The organism is Bacillus sp. AP50 (assembly GCF_040492675.1).
Classification (GTDB): Bacteria; Bacillota; Bacilli; order Bacillales; family Bacillaceae_G; genus Bacillus_A; species Bacillus_A cereus.
Genome location: NZ_JBEUTW010000025.1, coordinates 36,818 through 53,371, shown reverse-complemented (window position 1 = coordinate 53,371; position 16,554 = coordinate 36,818). Strand labels below are relative to the sequence as shown.

The window sequence follows — 16,554 nt, the reverse complement described above, 5'->3', positions numbered from 1 at the left end:
ATAAAGTGAAACTTTAATCATTGAGGTTTTCCTCATCCCCATTAATTATTAGCCCTCACCAAGCGGATTTGTACGGGATAAACAAGATAGGTGGTGAACATATGCCCAAAAAAGTTCTCATTTTTTGTGATCCTGGGATTGATGATACGATGGCTCTCCTCTTAGCATTCTTTATCGATGAAATAGAAATCGTCGGTATCGTTGCTGATTACGGCAATGTTCCAAAAAAAACGGCCGTAGAAAATGCTCATTTTTTTAATAACGAAACAAAGAATAGAAATATCAAGATATTCGGTGGTTCAGAACGTCCCCTTACTGGTGCCCCACCTGCGTTTTTTACGGATGTACATGGGAAACAGGGGCTCGGTCCAATTATTCCAAAGGTGAATGTGACTAACGGAGAAATGGAGAATTTTTTTGAAGTCATTCCTCTTATTGAACAGTATAAAGATGAATTAATCATTGTGAGTTTAGGAAGACTTACCTCCCTAGCAATTTTGTTTATCATGTGCAAACAGTTAATGAAACAAATTAAATCTTACTACGTAATGGGCGGTGCCTTTTTACATCCTGGTAATGTTACCCCTATTTCCGAAGCAAACTTTTATGGCGATCCTACTGCCGCTAATATAGTCCTTCAATCCGCAGTTAACATGTACATATACCCATTAAACGTCACTCAATACTCCATCATTACACCAGAAATGGCAGAATACATTGAGGCAAAAGGAAAAGCTCCACTTGTCAAACCGTTATTTGATCATTATTACTACGGATATTATAAAGACGCCCTACCACATTTAAAGGGGAGCCCCTTCCATGACACAATGCCAATACTCGCTTTATTTGATAACTCTATGTTCACGTATCATAAATCACCTATTGTTGTCATGACAGAATCCTCTGCACAAGGAGCAAGCATAGGGGAATTTCGCTCTCTAGTGAACCAGAAGCCATTTATTGATTGGCCGGTTCATCAAATCGCAATTGATTTTGACTATAACCGCTTCTTCAAACATTTCATGTCACTTATGACGGGTGAACAATTTTAGCATAAAAAAACAGACCGTGATTTCTCACGGTCTGTCGTTTATTTTCTACAATTATCGTTTGATGTTATAGAAAGATTTGATACCATCGTAAACAGCGATTTCGCCTAGTTCGTCTTCGATGCGTAATAATTGGTTGTACTTAGCAATACGGTCAGTACGGCTCATAGAACCAGTTTTGATTTGGCCAGCGTTAGTTGCAACTGCGATGTCAGCGATTGTAGCATCTTCAGTTTCACCAGAACGGTGAGATACAACTGCTGTGTAACCAGCACGTTTAGCCATTTCGATAGCTTCGAAAGTCTCAGTTAAAGTACCGATTTGGTTAACTTTAATTAAGATTGAGTTAGAGATACCTTTTTCGATACCTTCAGCAAGTTTTTGAGTGTTAGTTACGAATAAATCATCACCAACTAATTGTACTTTATCACCGATACGCTCAGTTAATAATTTGTGACCATCCCAGTCGTTTTCGTCTAAACCATCTTCGATAGAGATGATTGGGAAGTCTTTGCAAAGCTCTTCATAGAAATCAACCATTTCTGCAGAAGTTAAGCCAGTACGGCCCTCGCCTGCAAGGTCATATTTACCAGTTTCTTTGTTGTAGAACTCAGAAGAAGCAACGTCCATTCCTAAGAATACGTTCTCGCCAGCTTTGTAACCAGCTTTTTCGATAGCTTCGATGATTACTTCTAAAGCTTCACGGTTAGAACCAAGGTTTGGAGCGAATCCACCTTCGTCACCTACTGCAGTGTTAAGACCTTTGTCATGTAATACAGCTTTAAGTGCATGGAATACTTCAGCACCCATACGGATTGATTCTTTGAATGTTGGAGCACCAACTGGTAAGATCATGAACTCTTGGAAGTCAACGTTGTTATCAGCGTGAGAACCACCGTTGATGATGTTCATCATTGGAGTTGGTAATTGTTTTGCATTGAATCCACCAAGGTAACGGTATAATGGAAGACCTACGAAGTCAGCTGCTGCGTGAGCTACTGCCATAGATACACCAAGGATAGCGTTAGCGCCTAGTTTACCTTTGTTTGGAGTGCCATCTAATTCGATCATAGCACGGTCGATACCAGCTTGGTCAGTTACATCGAAACCAGCGATTTCTGGAGCGATAATTTCGTTAACGTTGTTTACTGCGTTAACAACACCTTTACCAAGGTAACGAGATTTGTCACCGTCACGTAATTCTACTGCTTCGTGCTCACCAGTAGATGCACCACTTGGTACGATAGCGCGTCCGAAAGCGCCGCTTTCTGTGTAAACTTCTACTTCTACAGTTGGGTTACCACGAGAGTCAAGGACTTCGCGAGCATAAACATCAATAATTGTTGACATAATAAATTCTCTCCTTTTTATATAAGCAAATTATTTAATAATTGTTTTACCTGTCATTTCTTTCGGTTGTTCCACATTTAAAAGTGTAAGCATTGTTGGAGCGATATCTCCTAAAATACCACCTTCACGAAGCTCTACATCATTTTTTGTAACGATGAAAGGAACCGGGTTAGTTGTATGAGCTGTCATAGGACCGCCATCAGCAGTTAACTCCTGATCAGCATTACCATGGTCAGCAGTAATAAGTGCTACACCATCTTTTGCAAGAATCGCTTCTACAACTTTTCCTAAACATTCGTCAGTTGCTTCTACTGCTTTAATTGTTGGTTCCATCATCCCAGAATGGCCAACCATATCACAGTTCGCAAAGTTAAGAATGATAACATCATGTTTATCATTTTCGATTTCATTTACTAAAGCGTCCGTTACTTCGTAAATGCTCATTTCAGGTTTCAAGTCATACGTTGCAACCTTTGGTGAGTTAATTAAGATACGTTCTTCTCCTGGGAATTCAGCCTCACGACCACCGCTAAAGAAGAATGTAACGTGCGGATACTTTTCAGTTTCCGCGATGCGAAGTTGCTTTAATCCCGCTTGCGCAACAACTTCACCTAAAGTGTTATCAAGGTTCATTGGCTTGAATGCCACGTAACCATCTACAGTTTCACTGAAGTGTGTCATACATACGAATTCTGGAATGTGAGGTACTTTTTCACCACGATCGAACTCACGGAAGTCTTCGTTTGTAAATACACGAGCAATTTGAATTGCACGGTCTGGACGGAAGTTATAGAAGATAACTGCATCATCATCATTGATTGTTGCAACTGGCGTGTTATCTTCGTTAACAATTACAGACGGCAATACGAATTCATCATAGATACCGTTAGCATAAGAGTCTTCTACACACTCTTCTGCTGATTTATAAGTAGGGCCTTCACCATTCACCATAGCACTGTAACATTTTTCTACGCGATCCCAACGCTTGTCACGGTCCATAGAGTAATAACGACCAGAGATAGTCGCAAATTGTCCTACTCCTGTTTCTTTAATTACTTCATTCGTTGCATCGATATAACCTTTTGCTGTTTGTGGTCCAACATCGCGGCCGTCTAAGAATGCATGGATATAAACTTTCTCCACGCCTTCTTTTGCTGCTAAGCGAAGAAGAGCAAACATATGGTTCATGTGACTGTGCACACCACCGTCAGAAAGTAAACCGAATAAATGAAGTGCAGTACCTTTTTCTTTTACGCTTTTAATTGCATTTTGAAAAGTTTCGTTCTTATCGAACTCGCCTTCACGAATTGCAACGTTAACGCGTGTTAAGCTTTGATATACTACGCGGCCAGCACCGATATTTAAGTGACCAACCTCAGAGTTACCCATTTGACCTTCTGGAAGACCTACTGCCTCGCCACAAGCTGTAAGCGTTGTGTGAGGGAATTTGTTCCAGTAACCATCAAAATTAGGTTTCTTAGCTTGTGCTACAGCATTCCCGTAAGTTTCTTCACGAAGTCCGAAACCGTCAAGAATGATTAAAGCTGTTGGCTTTCTCATTTTACCGCCCCCAGAAGACCTAAGAACGAAGCAGGCTCTAAGCTAGCACCGCCAACTAAAGCGCCGTCGATGTCAGATTGTGCCATATACTCTTTAATGTTTTCTGGTTTTACGCTACCGCCGTATTGGATACGAACAGCTTCTGCAGCTTCTGGAGAAACAGCTTCTGCAACAACTTTACGGATGTGCGCACATACTTCGTTTGCATCTGCAGAAGAAGAAGATTTACCTGTACCGATAGCCCAGATTGGCTCATAAGCGATAACAGTTGCTTTAACTTGCTCTTCTGTTAAACCTGCAAGTGCTTTTGTCACTTGACCTGCTACTAGATCAAATGTTTTTCCGCTTTCGCGCTCTTCTAAAGTCTCACCACAACATACGATTGGTGTTAAACCATGTTCAAATGCTGCGATAGTCTTTTTGTTTACTGACTCATCTGTTTCAGCAAACATTTCACGACGCTCAGAGTGGCCAAGTACTACATAGCCAACTTTTAAGTCGCTAAGTGCTACTGGGCTAATTTCGCCAGTGAATGCACCATTTTTTTCGAAGTGCATGTTTTGTGCACCTACTTGTAAGTCAGTTCCTTCAGTTGCTGCTACAAGGCGCTCTAAGAATAGAGCTGGAGAGCAAACTACTGCATCAACAGCTGAAGCTGCTGGGATTTGACCTTTAACTTCCTCTACGAAGCTAACTGCTTCTGATAGAGTTTTATTCATTTTCCAGTTACCTGCGATAATTGGTTTACGCATGCTTTGCACCGTCCTTTTTCTTTGGCTGCTACTTATTTGTCGTTAAGACAAACTACACCTGGAAGCTCTTTACCTTCCATGAATTCTAATGACGCACCGCCGCCAGTAGAAATGTGGCTCATTTTATCAGCCATACCGAATTTTTCAACAGCTGCTGCAGAGTCACCACCGCCGATAACAGAGTATGTATCTTCTGCATCTGCTAATGCTTGTCCTACTGCTTTTGTACCTTCTGCGAATGGAGTCATTTCGAATACACCCATTGGTCCATTCCATACAACAAGCTTAGAATTTTTAATTACATCTGCATAAATTTCACGTGTTTTAGGACCGATGTCCACGCCTTCCCAGTTAGAAGGGATAGAGTCGATACCAACGATTTTAGTTGTTGCAGTTTCAGAGAATTCCTCAGTGATTACAACATCAACTGGCATGTAGAAGTTTACGCCTTTTTCTTTTGCAAGTTGCATAAATTCTTTAGCTAGTTCGATCTTGTCGTCTTCACATAGAGATAGACCAATTTCATGACCTAAAGCTTTAACGAATGTGTAAGCAAGTCCACCACCGATGATTAAGTTATCTACTTTGTCTAATAGATGACGAATTACACCGATTTTATCTTTTACTTTCGCACCACCGATGATAGCTGTAAATGGACGTTCTGGGTTAGAAAGTGCTTTACCAAGTACATCTAACTCTTTTTCCATTAATAGACCAGATACTGCTGGTAGGTAGTCTGCGATACCTGCTGTAGAAGCGTGAGCACGGTGAGCTGCACCGAATGCATCGTTTACGAAGATGTCAGCAAGTGCTGCAAATTCTTTCGCAAGTTCTGCATCGTTCTTTTCTTCGCCCGCATAGAAACGTACGTTTTCAAGAACTAATACGTCGCCTTCGTTCATTGCTGCAACCATTTCTTGTGCAACTGGTCCGAATGCTTCGTCCGCTTTTTTAACGTCTTTACCAAGAAGCTCGCCTAAACGTGCTGCTACTGGAGTTAAACGCATTTCTTCTACTACTTGACCTTTTGGACGGCCTAAGTGACTTGCTAAAATAACTTTCGCACCTTGCTCTACTAAATATTGAATTGTAGGAAGAGCTGCACGGATACGAGTTTCATCTGTAATTTTGCCTTCTTTCATAGGTACGTTGAAATCAACGCGGCAAAATACACGCTTACCTTTTAAATCTACGTCACGAATTGATTTTTTGTTCATTGGATTTCCCTCCGACTACTAGTTAGGATTGACAAAACCCACTCAAAAGCTTAACACATTTGCTTTTAAAACGAAAGAAGAGAGAGAGGGAACAAACCCTCTCCCTCGTTTTGTCATTGATAACTTATATAATTAAGAATTAAAGACCTTTTGAAGTCATGTAAGCTGCTAGGTCTACTACGCGGTTAGAGTAACCAGTTTCGTTATCGTACCAAGAAAGTACTTTAACCATGTTACCTTCCATTACCATTGTAGATAATGCATCGATTGTAGAAGAAGCTGTACATCCGTTATAGTCGATAGATACTAATGGCTCTTCGCTGTATCCAAGGATACCTTTTAATTCGCCTTCAGCTGCTGCTTTGAATGCTGCATTTACTTCTTCAACTGTTACTTCTTTGTCAAGTTCAACAACTAGGTCAACTAGAGAAACGTTAGCAGTTGGAACACGTACAGCTCCACCGTTTAATTTACCTTTAAGTTCTGGTAATACTAATGCTACAGCTTTAGCTGCACCAGTAGATGTTGGGATCATGTTTTCAGCTGCTGCACGAGCACGACGTAAATCTTTGTGTGGTAAGTCTAAGATTTGTTGGTCGTTAGTGTAAGAGTGAATTGTTGTCATCATTCCGCGTTTTACGCCGAATTTTTCGTTTAATACTTTAGCGAATGGAGCTAGACAGTTTGTAGTACAAGAAGCGTTAGATACTACGTTGTGGTTAGCTGCATCGTATTGTTCGTGGTTAACACCCATAACTACAGTGATATCTTCGTCAGAAGCTGGAGCTGAGATGATAACTTTCTTAACTGATCCACCTAAGTGTTTCTCAGCGTCTGATTTTTTAGTGAAACGGCCAGTAGATTCTACTACTACTTCTACTCCGTAGTCGCTCCATGGTAATTGAGCTGGGTCACGCTCAGCGATAACTTTAATTTCTTTACCGTTAACAACGATGCTGTTTTCGTTAGCAGATACTTCTGCATTTAAAGTTCCGTGAACTGTGTCATATTTTAAAAGGTGAGCTAATGTTTTAGCATCTGTTAAGTCGTTGATTGCTACTACTTCTACCTCAGAGTTGTTAAGAGCTGCGCGGAATACGTTACGTCCGATACGTCCAAATCCATTAATACCAATTTTAGTCATTTGAATTTCCTCCTTGGGGGATTATATTAAAGGGTAAAACCCTTTGTTAACTGTTTTGCTGCACCTTCATCTGTAATTAGAATTGAAGTGTGCCCTTGTTTAATTACAGCCTGTATTGCTTTTGCCTTTGAAGAACCTCCAGCGACTGCAACAACATGAGATACATTTTGTAAGTCCTCTAGTTGCATACCAACTGTTCTTACTTTATGAACAACATTTCCTTCTTCATTAAAGTAGTAACCGAAGGCTTCGCCAACTGCTTCGCTTGCCTGAATCTTTAACCAATCTGCTTCTGAAGTACTTCTGCGACGTGCCATTGTTAACGCATCACCTATTCCATGAATGACGATATTGGAAGATCGAATCAACTCAAGAACTTCTTTCACGGAAGGCTCTGTCACAATAGACGCATATGCTTCGCTACTAACATGGTCTGGAACATACAATAAGCGATAATTACTCATCGTATTTTGCGCCATCTTGGCACAAATGGTATTGGCTTCTAATTCAACACCTTCTCCAATTCCACCACGTGCTGGGACAAACAGCATATGTAAATCTTTGCAATCAAGTTGCATCATGTCCGCAGCAGCAGCTAGCGTAGTTCCTCCAGCCACAGCAACGATATTATTCGCTGTCAGACGGTCTTTTATACAAGTCACACAAGCACGGCCCATCTCCAGTTTGACCCAAGGTGATTCATCACTATCACCAGGGACAACGAAAACTTCATCCAAGTCTAATGTTTCCTTAAGTTGCTTTTCTAAAACCTTTAACCCGGAAATTTCTTTCATAAAGTCTTCCAAAGCAAGAACTAAAGCTGTTCCTTCTTCTGTCAAAGTCATTCCAGAAGAAGCGACGTGAACTAAGTTTTGTTCTTTCAAAACTTGAACTTCACTTCGCAATACTCGTTCTGTCATACCGAGACTTGCTGATAAGTTTCTTCTTCCAATCGGCTGCATGAGCCTAATGTATTGAAGAATTTGCATTCTCGTTTGCATAACAGGTAGCAGATCAGGTAATAATTTTTTTGTGTTCTGAATCCATGAGCGCATATCTTTTCTCCTCACTACATCGGTTCATTTTCCCTCGTGGTCACTTTACGTCCCGTAGTGACATTTTGTGTCCCACATAGGTTAAAAAAATAATCCCTGCTACGTGTATTATTGTAACAGGAGATAGAAACTTATTCAACTCTTAACTGCATTCTTTATATAGTTTATTATGACACCTTTGTGAATGTTACCATATTCTACTTGTTTTCCGTCCATTTCTACAACCGGAATCATTAAGTGATATTTTTCTAAAAGGTCATTATCTTCATATATATCTATTTCCTCGATTTGAAAAGAATATTCACATTGTACTTCCTGTAAAACTTGTTTCGCCTTCACGCAAAGGCCACAATCTTTTTTAGTATACAGTACAACTTTCATCTTCTTCACCTATCCGATCGTTTTTCGTAATGACGAAGCTGGGATATGCATTTGTTCTCTATACTTCGCCACTGTTCTTCGAGAAATAACAATTTCATGCTCTTCTTCTAATAATTTTGAAATCTTTTGATCTGAAAGTGGCTTTTTCTTATCCTCTGCCCCAATTAGCGTTTGAATAAATTGTTTTACACGTTTTGTAGAAACTGCTTCATCTTCAGTCGTCGAAACGGCATTGCTAAAGAACGATTTCATCTCAAATAAACCGTGTGGTGTTTGCACATATTTATTTCGCGTCGCACGACTAATTGTCGATTCATGCACACTTAACTCTTCCGCTACCTCTTTTAAAGCGAGAGGTCTTAAATACTCTGGACCTTTCCAGAAGAAATCACGTTGTTTTTCCATAATAATAGTCATTACTTGCAGCAATGTCTGTTTTCTCTGCTTCAAACTGCGCATAATCCACTGCACATGCTGATACTTTTCTGATACGTAAGATGCTACTTCACTTTCACTATTATTAAGAAGCGCACTATATTCAGAATGAATTTCAATTCTCGGCATATTTCTCTCATTCATTTGTAAAACGAGGCGATCGCCATCTTTTTTCACCGCCATATCAGGTACAATGTAAAGTGGTTTATCTGAAGAAAACGCAAGACCTGGTTTTGGTTGTAATGACGTTATACAATTTACCGCACTCTGCAATTCCTCATTACTACATTTCAACACTTGAACGAGCTTTCGCCAATCTTTCTTCACAAAATAAGCGAAATGATCTTCTACAACCTCTTCTGCTAATCCATTACGTCTTTGTAAGCGCTTCAATTGTAAGGTTAAACATTCCTGAATATTACGCGCCCCTACCCCTGCTGGCTCCAGTGATTGGACAAGCTCTACAGAACGGTCGACTACATGAATATGTGCAGAAAGGAGCTCTGCTAACTCTTCATTCGTTTCTTGTAAATATCCATTTCCATCCATGTTCATAATAATGAAAGAAGCTACTTTTCGCTCTTCTTCATCTATTTTATAATACTGTATTTGATTTAATAAATGTTGCTGAATCGTTGTAGAATCCACACTGTAGATTTCCATCTGATTCTCGACTTGTTTGCTGGTACTTTTACTGTTGTTAGAGCTCTTTTTCTTCTCCCTCTCAAAACCACCTAACTCAATAAGGGGATTCTCTAACGATTGCTCATACAAAAACTCCGATAATTCTTGTACATTATACTGGAGCATTGTAATCGCTTGCCTTAACTCTTGTGTCATTGCCAAACGTAAGCTTTGTTCTTGTAAAAGACTTGCCTTCAAACTAATCTCCCCCTTGTTTCTATTGTACAATAAGTTTGGTAAAAGGAGAATCCTCACGCAGACACCCATTCCAAAATATTATTAATTTATATGTATTAATGAGATTTACAACTTACAACCGAAATTTGAATAATATTGAAAGAAAATAATAAAATTAAAAATTATTATCAAGTACTAATAGTAAATCTTATCACTAGATATAACAAGAGGTAAATAAAAAAAGTCCTAACCTACAAAACGTAAGTTAGGACTTTTTGACGCGCCCAGAGGGATTCGAACCCCCGGCAGACGTGGTACCGGAAACCACCGCTCTATCCGACTGAGCTATGGGCGCATGATTATAGAAAACACTTCATTTTCTTCTCATAATAATAGCAATAAAATCCATCTAAATCAATAAAAATATCCCCGTAATACCTTATGCATCTTAGCTAAAAGCATATAAAATCCATTCCACCCCTAAATTTTCCAATCATAAATTCTCCCCAACTCACAAATTATAATCTTTGAATTGATATTCCAAAGGGGGCTTCATTCAATGACTGTAATTACAAAATTAAAGCAGACTGTTTCTGGATTAAAAAGTGCACAAGCTAGCTTAGAGGGATTCGCTCTTGATACGGATAACCAACAAGCTAAGCAACTTTTCCAAACAGCTGCGCAGCAAACACAAACGATTATCGATTCTTTAAACCCACGTGTTGAAGAAGTCCAACAAGAAGAACCACAATACTCACAGCAATAACGAACCAATCTTGCTGTGAAATAGAAAAAGGATGATATGCAGTCATCCTTTTTCTATCACATTACATATTGCAATAGAAATGGAATGATGATTATGCGAAAGATTGGACTTATAACCGCGTTATTTATACTTCTATTTAGTTCTTTTACCGGTTGTGATCATAGCCCATTAGATAAAAAGGTAAAGAAAGAAGAAACAAAACGAACAGAAAAAGAAAAGGGTCCAAAATTAACAAAGATGAGTACAGAATCCTTTAATCAATCTATATCGCAAGGAGCTAAGAAAAAGGCCCTTGCTATGGATGAAATTATAAAAAGCGCAGCAGTGAATTCAAATTTAGATCTCTACATAGCGGTTATACCTGAGCATCATGAAAGGTTTGGATTAAAACCTTTGCGCAAGAAACTTCAAAAGCAACTAAGTGATGAATATCCTACTTTCGATGTTCGTGTTAGTACAGATAAAAAAATCTTTATGTTACTCGAAAAGCTTGCAAACAAAATTAAGAAAAAAGAAGTATCTAAAGATGAGATCAAAAAACAGTTAAAGCTAATCGGATCAGAAATGGAATCTAACACTTAACGCTTTCGAATAGAAAAGGAAGGATTGCAATGTCAAGTAAAGATAAAAACTTAACCCCTGTACAACAGGAATACAAAAAATTTGAGCAAGAACGCGAACCGAAACGCCCTGTTCTAAAAAATTGTTTAAAGGCCTTTTTCGTTGGTGGTTTTATCTGCCTAATCGGGCAACTGATATCAACTTTTTATATTACGTATTTCGATTTTACCGAACGTTCAGCAGGAAATCCAACAGTCGCAACTCTCATTTTTATCTCAATGTTGCTAACCGGATTCGGTGTATACGATCGTCTCGGTCAGTTTGCAGGCGCTGGAACAGCTGTACCTGTCACTGGATTTGGTAACTCTGTTATCTCCGCGTGTATTGAACACCGAACGGAAGGTTTTGTACTCGGTGTCGGCGGCAATATGTTTAAACTAGCTGGTTCTGTTATTTTATTTGGTGTATTTTCCGCTTTCGTCATCGCACTTATTAAAACTATTCTCGTTCAATGGGGAGGGCTATAAATGTTACAAGGACACCGAACGTGGGTATTTGAAAACAAACCAGTCATTATTTCAACAGGGGTTGTCGGTGGACCATTTGAAGCAAAGGGGAACATCCCAGAAGACTTCGATATCCTTCATGAAGATTTATGGCTCGGACAAGATTCCTATGAAAAAGCACATAAGATTTTATTCGAAGAAGCTTGTAGTCGCGCTACTGAAAAAGCAGAGCTTCGTAAAGATGATATTCAATTCGTACTCGCAGGAGATTTAATTAATCAAATTACTCCAACAAGCTTTGCTTGCCGCACACTTGGGACTCCTTATCTCGGATTATTCGGGGCTTGCTCTACTTCTATGGAAGGTTTAGCACTTGGGGCAAGTATCGTAAATGCAAAAGGTGCAAAATATTTATTAACTGGAGCTTCAAGCCATAATACAGCTGTAGAAAAACAGTTCCGCTACCCTACCGAATACGGTGGACAAAAGCCGCCTACTGCACAGTGGACAGTAACCGGAGCAGGAGCCGCTATTTTAAGCGATACTGGACACGGTCCAAGAGTAACCTCTGCAACAATCGGTCGAGTGGTTGATATGGGATTAACGGATCCGTTTAATATGGGAGGCGCAATGGCTCCAGCTGCAGTTGATACAATTGAAGCCCATTTACGTGAACGTCAAATTGATGCCTCTTACTACGATTTAATCGTAACAGGCGATCTCGGACATGTAGGACGCGAAATTGCTTATGACTTACTACATAAACACGGCACGAAAGTAACGAGCGAACAATTTCAAGATTGCGGAATTATCATTTATAGAGAAGGACAACCTGTCATAGCTGGTGCTAGCGGACCTGGATGTTCTGCAACAGTCGTGTACGGTCATTTATTAAACCGAATGAAAAGAGGAGAGTTCAAAAAAATACTTGTCGTTGCGACAGGCGCTTTACTATCTCCACTTACATTCCAACAAGAAGAAACGATTCCGTGTATCGCTCACGCCGTTTCGATTGAATTTGGAGGTGCAACGCAATGATTTTTTTCTGGGCTTTCGTCATTGGCGGACTCATATGTGTAATCGGCCAACTTATGTTTGATGTCGGCAAACTAACACCTGCTCATACAATGGCAACACTCGTTGTTGCTGGAGCTATATTAGATGGATTTAATTTGTATGAGCCATTAATTGATTTCGCTGGAGCCGGGGCAACTGTACCTATTACAAGCTTTGGTAATGCCCTCGTTCATGGCGCAATGGAAGAAGCTGCAAAACATGGCATCGTTGGCGTTATTACCGGCATGTTTAAAGTAACGAGCGCCGGTGTATCAGCGGCTATTATTTTCGGCTTCATTGGAGCATTGTTATTCAAACCGAAAGGATAAGAGGTGTTTATATGACTGTTATCGCTAGCGTAAAAACTTGCCTTGCTAGTGTAAGGGGCGCTCAAGCAAGTTTAAGCTCCCTTTCATTAAATTCACAAGACGAAGAATCAAAACGCGTATTTCATGAATGTATGTTAGAAATGGACAGCGTCATCGCTGATTTAAAGGATAGAATTTCAGTATTAGAACGTGAAGAACCTCAATATAAAGGGTTTTAAGTAGACTGGAGGAAACGACTATGTCTCACCTGCCGGAATGGACACTTGTCATTCTTCGCTCTGTATTCATATTAATTATTTTATTCGCTATTACGAAATGGTTAGGGAAAAGACAAATCTCTCAGCTTTCCTTTTTTGAATACATAGCCGGAATGACGATTGGTGACATCGCTGCCCAAGTATCTACAGGGCTCGATTCAAAATTTTTTCACGGCGTCTTTGCGATACTCATTTTCGCTGTGGTACCTTTTTTAACAGGAATCCTCTCTTTAAAGAACAAAACAGCTCGGGACTTCTTTGAAGGGAAATCTACCGTATTAATAAAAGACGGAAAGATACTCGAAGATAACTTAAAGAAAGAAAAATATACGAGTGACGAATTACTGGAACTTCTCCGTGGAAAAAGTGCGTTCAGCGTAGCTGAAGTCGAATTTGCTGTCTTAGAACCGAGCGGAGAATTAAATGTATTATTAAAGAAAGATTCCCAGCCACTTACAGCAAAAGACATCGGTTTAAAAGTACCAAACGAGAAAGAACCACAAACTGTTATTATGGATGGAAATGTACTAGATGAACCTCTTTCAGCAAGCGGACATAACCGCGCTTGGCTACATTCAGAATTAGAAAAACTCGGTGTTGTTATTGAAAATGTCTTCCTCGGTCAAGTGGATTCATACGGACAACTTACTATCGACATTTACAATGACAAACTCCAAATGCCTTCTCCTCAAAACAAACCTTTATTATTAGCATCTTTAAAAAAATGTCATGCTGATCTTGAACTATTTTCCTTAGAAACAAAGTCGAAATCAGCAAGTGAAATGTATAGTAAAAACGCGAAACAAATCGAAAAGATTTTAAATAAAGTAACCTATCTTTTAAAAGACTAATTATCGAAAGAACGCTTCAGTTAAAAGGCGTTCTTTTCTTTTTTCTCCAGTTTTCATAACGTTTAAATTTATGTAATTCGGTTATGATGTTGAAGATACATAAGCAGGGAATTTCGAAAACATAGCGAATATTTCATGGTACAACTACATATTTTTTTGATTTAAAGTGGTTTCGTTTGACCTTTATTGACCATAATTGTATTATAAGACTAAGAAAGCTTTATAAGGAGGAAATAACAGATGAATTTAATTCCTACAGTAATTGAACAAACAAATCGTGGAGAACGCGCTTACGATATTTACTCTCGACTATTAAAAGACCGCATCATTATGCTTGGTAGTGCAATTGATGACAACGTAGCTAACTCAATCGTTTCCCAGCTTTTATTCTTGGAATCTCAAGATCCAGAAAAAGATATTCATATCTACATCAACAGCCCTGGTGGTTCTATCACAGCAGGTATGGCAATCTATGATACAATGCAGTTTATTAAACCACAAGTATCAACAATCTGTATCGGTATGGCAGCATCTATGGGTGCATTCTTACTTGCAGCAGGTGAAAAAGGAAAACGTTATGCACTTCCAAACAGTGAAGTAATGATTCACCAACCACTTGGCGGAGCACAAGGTCAAGCGACTGAAATCGAAATCGCTGCAAAACGTATCCTATTCTTACGTGAAAAACTAAACCAAATTCTTGCTGACCGCACTGGTCAACCACTTGAAGTACTACAACGCGACACAGACCGCGACAACTTCATGACAGCAGAAAAAGCTTTAGAATACGGTTTAATCGATAAAATCTTTACAAATCGTTAATACTTAAAAGCGAAAGCGGCTCGTTTAGAATCGCAGGTCGCTGGAGCTGGATACAACTAAAAGTGGAAGCGCCCTATAATTGGGCGCTTCTTTTATATATTGTTCCCCGCTCACATACCCCATCCAGTATCTCTCTAAATATATCAGCGATTTTTCAAATATATCGACCGTAACTCCGATTATATCGGCGATTATTTTAATATATCGACGTTTCGACACCACTTATCGACTTACCGACAATCCTCGACAAGCACGTCCCCCTTAAATACCCCTCCCCGCTAATTCGCACAGACAACAAAACAAAAAGCTATCGCATATACGCGATAGCTTTTTATTGTACATATGCAGCTAATGCTTCTAAAGCCTCTTCTGCATCTGAACCTTCTGTTGTAATTGTTATCATGCTTCCAGTTCCAATTGCTAAGCTCATAATCCCCATTATGCTCTTTGCATTTACTGTCTTTCCATCTTTCTCGATGAAGATATCTGCATGAAAGCGATTTGCCTCTTGTACAAACAACGCAGCCGGACGTGCTTGTAAACCGTTTTTTAATGAAACTTGAACTCTTTTTTGAACCACAGCTCCATTTCCCCTTTAACCTCTTATTTTTTTGCTACCGTTTCCCCCGCGCGTAATTTCTCTGCAATTTCATCGATTTTACGCAAACGATGATTAATACCCGACTTACTAATCTTCCCCCCGGATACCATCTCACCTAACTCTTTCAATGTTACATCTTGATAATCTCTTCGTAATTGTGCAATCTCTTGTAGTTTATCCGGCAATATATCAAGACCAACTGTCTCATCAATGTAACGAATATTTTCAATCTGCCTTAGTGCTGCACCAATTGTTTTATTTAAATTAGCTGTTTCGCAGTTCACTAAACGATTTACAGAATTACGCATATCACGTACGATTCGAATATCTTCAAATCTTAAAAGTGCATTATGAGCACCTATAATATTTAAAAACTCTGTAATTTTTTCTGCTTCTTTCAAATACGTAATGTACCCTTTTCTTCTCTCCAGCGTCTTACTATTTAAATCAAATCCGTTCATCAGTTCACATATAGCATCATTATGTTCCTTATATAACGAAAAGATTTCTAAATGATAAGATGATGTTTCTGGGTTATTTACTGAACCACCTGCTAAAAATGCTCCGCGTAAATACGATCGTTTACAACATTTCTTCTCAATCAGTTCTTGTGATATATTTCGAATAAATGAAAAGTCATCTCGAACGATATGAAGATCAGCTAATATTTCGCGAGACTTCTCAACAAGCCGCACAATATATACATTATTTTTCTTCAATCGCATTTTTTTACGAACAAGTAATTCTACCGTCACGTCATATCCTTTTTTCAAAAGCGTATAAATCCTTCTTGCAATTGCCGCATTTTCCGTTTGAATATCGATAGATAGACGACGGTTTGAAAAAGAAAGCGACCCGTTCATTCGAAGTAGCGCTGATAATTCTGCTTTCTCACAGCATTCCTTCATCTCAAGATTCGTCAACTCTTTCTTTGTTTCTGATGCAAATGACACAGTCAACACCTCCTTATACGATTATTGCGGAACAAAATTCTTGTCCTA

The 16,554-nt window shown here is 39.2% G+C and carries 19 protein-coding genes and 1 tRNA gene; 9 read left to right on the top strand and 11 right to left on the bottom strand.

Going from position 1 to position 16,554, the window contains the following annotated elements; translation table 11 throughout:
• The first annotated feature begins 101 nt into the window (after positions 1 to 101).
• Positions 102 to 1,052: a nucleoside hydrolase gene (locus tag ABWK52_RS03630; protein ID WP_074553718.1), complete on the top strand. Its 951-nt coding sequence runs from the start codon at positions 102 to 104 to the stop codon at positions 1,050 to 1,052.
• 51 nt (positions 1,053 to 1,103) lie between these two features.
• Here the strand turns inward: ABWK52_RS03630 and eno are convergent, their stop codons facing one another.
• From eno to ABWK52_RS03585, 9 genes are all read right to left on the bottom strand, one after another.
• Positions 1,104 to 2,399 carry a phosphopyruvate hydratase gene (gene eno, locus ABWK52_RS03625; RefSeq protein WP_000103951.1) on the bottom strand — a complete coding sequence of 432 codons (1,296 nt, stop codon included), beginning with the start codon at positions 2,397 to 2,399 and terminating at the stop codon, positions 1,104 to 1,106.
• A gap of 30 nt (positions 2,400 to 2,429) precedes the next feature.
• Positions 2,430 to 3,959 carry a 2,3-bisphosphoglycerate-independent phosphoglycerate mutase gene (gene gpmI / locus ABWK52_RS03620; RefSeq protein WP_001231158.1) on the bottom strand — a complete coding sequence of 510 codons (1,530 nt, stop codon included), beginning with the start codon at positions 3,957 to 3,959 and terminating at the stop codon, positions 2,430 to 2,432.
• Positions 3,956 to 4,711: a triose-phosphate isomerase gene (gene tpiA, locus ABWK52_RS03615; protein ID WP_001231038.1), complete on the bottom strand. Its 756-nt coding sequence runs from the start codon at positions 4,709 to 4,711 to the stop codon at positions 3,956 to 3,958. Before tpiA ends, gpmI begins: the two co-directional genes overlap by 4 nt.
• Before the next feature lie 32 nt (positions 4,712 to 4,743).
• Complete coding sequence (locus tag ABWK52_RS03610; protein ID WP_001036350.1) at positions 4,744 to 5,928, bottom strand: phosphoglycerate kinase; 1,185 nt, start codon at positions 5,926 to 5,928, stop codon at positions 4,744 to 4,746.
• 139 nt (positions 5,929 to 6,067) lie between these two features.
• Complete coding sequence (gap, locus tag ABWK52_RS03605) at positions 6,068 to 7,072, bottom strand: type I glyceraldehyde-3-phosphate dehydrogenase (RefSeq protein WP_000161236.1); 1,005 nt, start codon at positions 7,070 to 7,072, stop codon at positions 6,068 to 6,070.
• A 26-nt stretch (positions 7,073 to 7,098) separates the two neighbouring features.
• Positions 7,099 to 8,127 (bottom strand): gapA transcriptional regulator CggR, encoded by a 1,029-nt coding sequence (gene cggR, locus ABWK52_RS03600; protein ID WP_001258185.1) that lies wholly within the window; start codon positions 8,125 to 8,127, stop codon positions 7,099 to 7,101.
• A 135-nt stretch (positions 8,128 to 8,262) separates the two neighbouring features.
• Positions 8,263 to 8,508, bottom strand: coding sequence for a glutaredoxin family protein (locus ABWK52_RS03595; protein ID WP_000869730.1), 246 nt, complete (start codon positions 8,506 to 8,508; stop codon positions 8,263 to 8,265).
• A gap of 9 nt (positions 8,509 to 8,517) precedes the next feature.
• Positions 8,518 to 9,825 carry an RNA polymerase factor sigma-54 gene (rpoN, locus tag ABWK52_RS03590; RefSeq protein WP_000647955.1) on the bottom strand — a complete coding sequence of 436 codons (1,308 nt, stop codon included), beginning with the start codon at positions 9,823 to 9,825 and terminating at the stop codon, positions 8,518 to 8,520.
• 258 nt (positions 9,826 to 10,083) lie between these two features.
• Positions 10,084 to 10,159: transfer RNA gene (locus ABWK52_RS03585), tRNA-Arg, on the bottom strand.
• Between the two features lie 204 nt (positions 10,160 to 10,363).
• On the opposite strand from ABWK52_RS03585, the gene ABWK52_RS03580 reads away from it, so the two are divergent.
• From ABWK52_RS03580 to clpP, 8 genes are all read left to right on the top strand, one after another.
• Positions 10,364 to 10,570, top strand: coding sequence for a DUF1657 domain-containing protein (locus ABWK52_RS03580; protein ID WP_000216166.1), 207 nt, complete (start codon positions 10,364 to 10,366; stop codon positions 10,568 to 10,570).
• Between the two features lie 93 nt (positions 10,571 to 10,663).
• Positions 10,664 to 11,152, top strand: a complete 489-nt coding sequence (locus tag ABWK52_RS03575; RefSeq protein WP_001226064.1) for a YhcN/YlaJ family sporulation lipoprotein — start codon at positions 10,664 to 10,666, stop codon at positions 11,150 to 11,152.
• A 29-nt stretch (positions 11,153 to 11,181) separates the two neighbouring features.
• Positions 11,182 to 11,658: a stage V sporulation protein AC gene (gene spoVAC, locus ABWK52_RS03570; protein ID WP_000095408.1), complete on the top strand. Its 477-nt coding sequence runs from the start codon at positions 11,182 to 11,184 to the stop codon at positions 11,656 to 11,658.
• Positions 11,659 to 12,675, top strand: a complete 1,017-nt coding sequence (gene spoVAD / locus ABWK52_RS03565) for a stage V sporulation protein AD (protein WP_000938972.1) — start codon at positions 11,659 to 11,661, stop codon at positions 12,673 to 12,675.
• On the top strand, positions 12,672 to 13,022 hold the full coding sequence (gene spoVAE, locus ABWK52_RS03560; protein WP_000575919.1) for a stage V sporulation protein AE: 351 nt from the start codon (positions 12,672 to 12,674) through the stop codon (positions 13,020 to 13,022). Before spoVAD ends, spoVAE begins: the two co-directional genes overlap by 4 nt.
• Positions 13,023 to 13,033: 11 nt before the next feature.
• Positions 13,034 to 13,240 (top strand): DUF1657 domain-containing protein, encoded by a 207-nt coding sequence (locus ABWK52_RS03555; protein ID WP_000215909.1) that lies wholly within the window; start codon positions 13,034 to 13,036, stop codon positions 13,238 to 13,240.
• A 20-nt stretch (positions 13,241 to 13,260) separates the two neighbouring features.
• Entirely contained in the window at positions 13,261 to 14,130 is an 870-nt protein-coding gene (locus tag ABWK52_RS03550) for a DUF421 domain-containing protein (protein WP_000018924.1), read from the top strand.
• A gap of 240 nt (positions 14,131 to 14,370) precedes the next feature.
• Entirely contained in the window at positions 14,371 to 14,952 is a 582-nt protein-coding gene (gene clpP, locus ABWK52_RS03545; protein WP_001049162.1) for an ATP-dependent Clp endopeptidase proteolytic subunit ClpP, read from the top strand.
• Between the two features lie 331 nt (positions 14,953 to 15,283).
• Here the strand turns inward: clpP and ABWK52_RS03540 are convergent, their stop codons facing one another.
• A complete protein-coding gene (locus ABWK52_RS03540) occupies positions 15,284 to 15,532 on the bottom strand; it encodes an HPr family phosphocarrier protein (protein WP_000250307.1) in 249 nt (82 codons plus the stop codon).
• Positions 15,533 to 15,555: 23 nt separating this feature from the next.
• Entirely contained in the window at positions 15,556 to 16,506 is a 951-nt protein-coding gene (gene whiA / locus ABWK52_RS03535; protein WP_000006560.1) for a DNA-binding protein WhiA, read from the bottom strand.
• Positions 16,507 to 16,554 lie beyond the last annotated feature (48 nt).

What these genes read in the sequence shown, in the direction of transcription:
- cggR (WP_001258185.1), bottom strand. Translation starts at nt 8,127, where the DNA reads ATGCGCTCATGGATTCAGAACACAAAAAAATTATTACCTGATCTGCTA.
- gpmI (WP_001231158.1), bottom strand. Translation starts at nt 3,959, where the DNA reads ATGAGAAAGCCAACAGCTTTAATCATTCTTGACGGTTTCGGACTTCGT.
- spoVAC (WP_000095408.1), top strand. Translation starts at nt 11,182, where the DNA reads ATGTCAAGTAAAGATAAAAACTTAACCCCTGTACAACAGGAATACAAA.
- ABWK52_RS03580 (WP_000216166.1), top strand. Translation starts at nt 10,364, where the DNA reads ATGACTGTAATTACAAAATTAAAGCAGACTGTTTCTGGATTAAAAAGT.
- spoVAE (WP_000575919.1), top strand. Translation starts at nt 12,672, where the DNA reads ATGATTTTTTTCTGGGCTTTCGTCATTGGCGGACTCATATGTGTAATC.
- ABWK52_RS03630 (WP_074553718.1), top strand. Translation starts at nt 102, where the DNA reads ATGCCCAAAAAAGTTCTCATTTTTTGTGATCCTGGGATTGATGATACG.
- ABWK52_RS03550 (WP_000018924.1), top strand. Translation starts at nt 13,261, where the DNA reads ATGTCTCACCTGCCGGAATGGACACTTGTCATTCTTCGCTCTGTATTC.
- spoVAD (WP_000938972.1), top strand. Translation starts at nt 11,659, where the DNA reads ATGTTACAAGGACACCGAACGTGGGTATTTGAAAACAAACCAGTCATT.
- ABWK52_RS03555 (WP_000215909.1), top strand. Translation starts at nt 13,034, where the DNA reads ATGACTGTTATCGCTAGCGTAAAAACTTGCCTTGCTAGTGTAAGGGGC.
- ABWK52_RS03595 (WP_000869730.1), bottom strand. Translation starts at nt 8,508, where the DNA reads ATGAAAGTTGTACTGTATACTAAAAAAGATTGTGGCCTTTGCGTGAAG.
- clpP (WP_001049162.1), top strand. Translation starts at nt 14,371, where the DNA reads ATGAATTTAATTCCTACAGTAATTGAACAAACAAATCGTGGAGAACGC.
- ABWK52_RS03575 (WP_001226064.1), top strand. Translation starts at nt 10,664, where the DNA reads ATGCGAAAGATTGGACTTATAACCGCGTTATTTATACTTCTATTTAGT.
- ABWK52_RS03610 (WP_001036350.1), bottom strand. Translation starts at nt 5,928, where the DNA reads ATGAACAAAAAATCAATTCGTGACGTAGATTTAAAAGGTAAGCGTGTA.
- gap (WP_000161236.1), bottom strand. Translation starts at nt 7,072, where the DNA reads ATGACTAAAATTGGTATTAATGGATTTGGACGTATCGGACGTAACGTA.
- tpiA (WP_001231038.1), bottom strand. Translation starts at nt 4,711, where the DNA reads ATGCGTAAACCAATTATCGCAGGTAACTGGAAAATGAATAAAACTCTA.
- eno (WP_000103951.1), bottom strand. Translation starts at nt 2,399, where the DNA reads ATGTCAACAATTATTGATGTTTATGCTCGCGAAGTCCTTGACTCTCGT.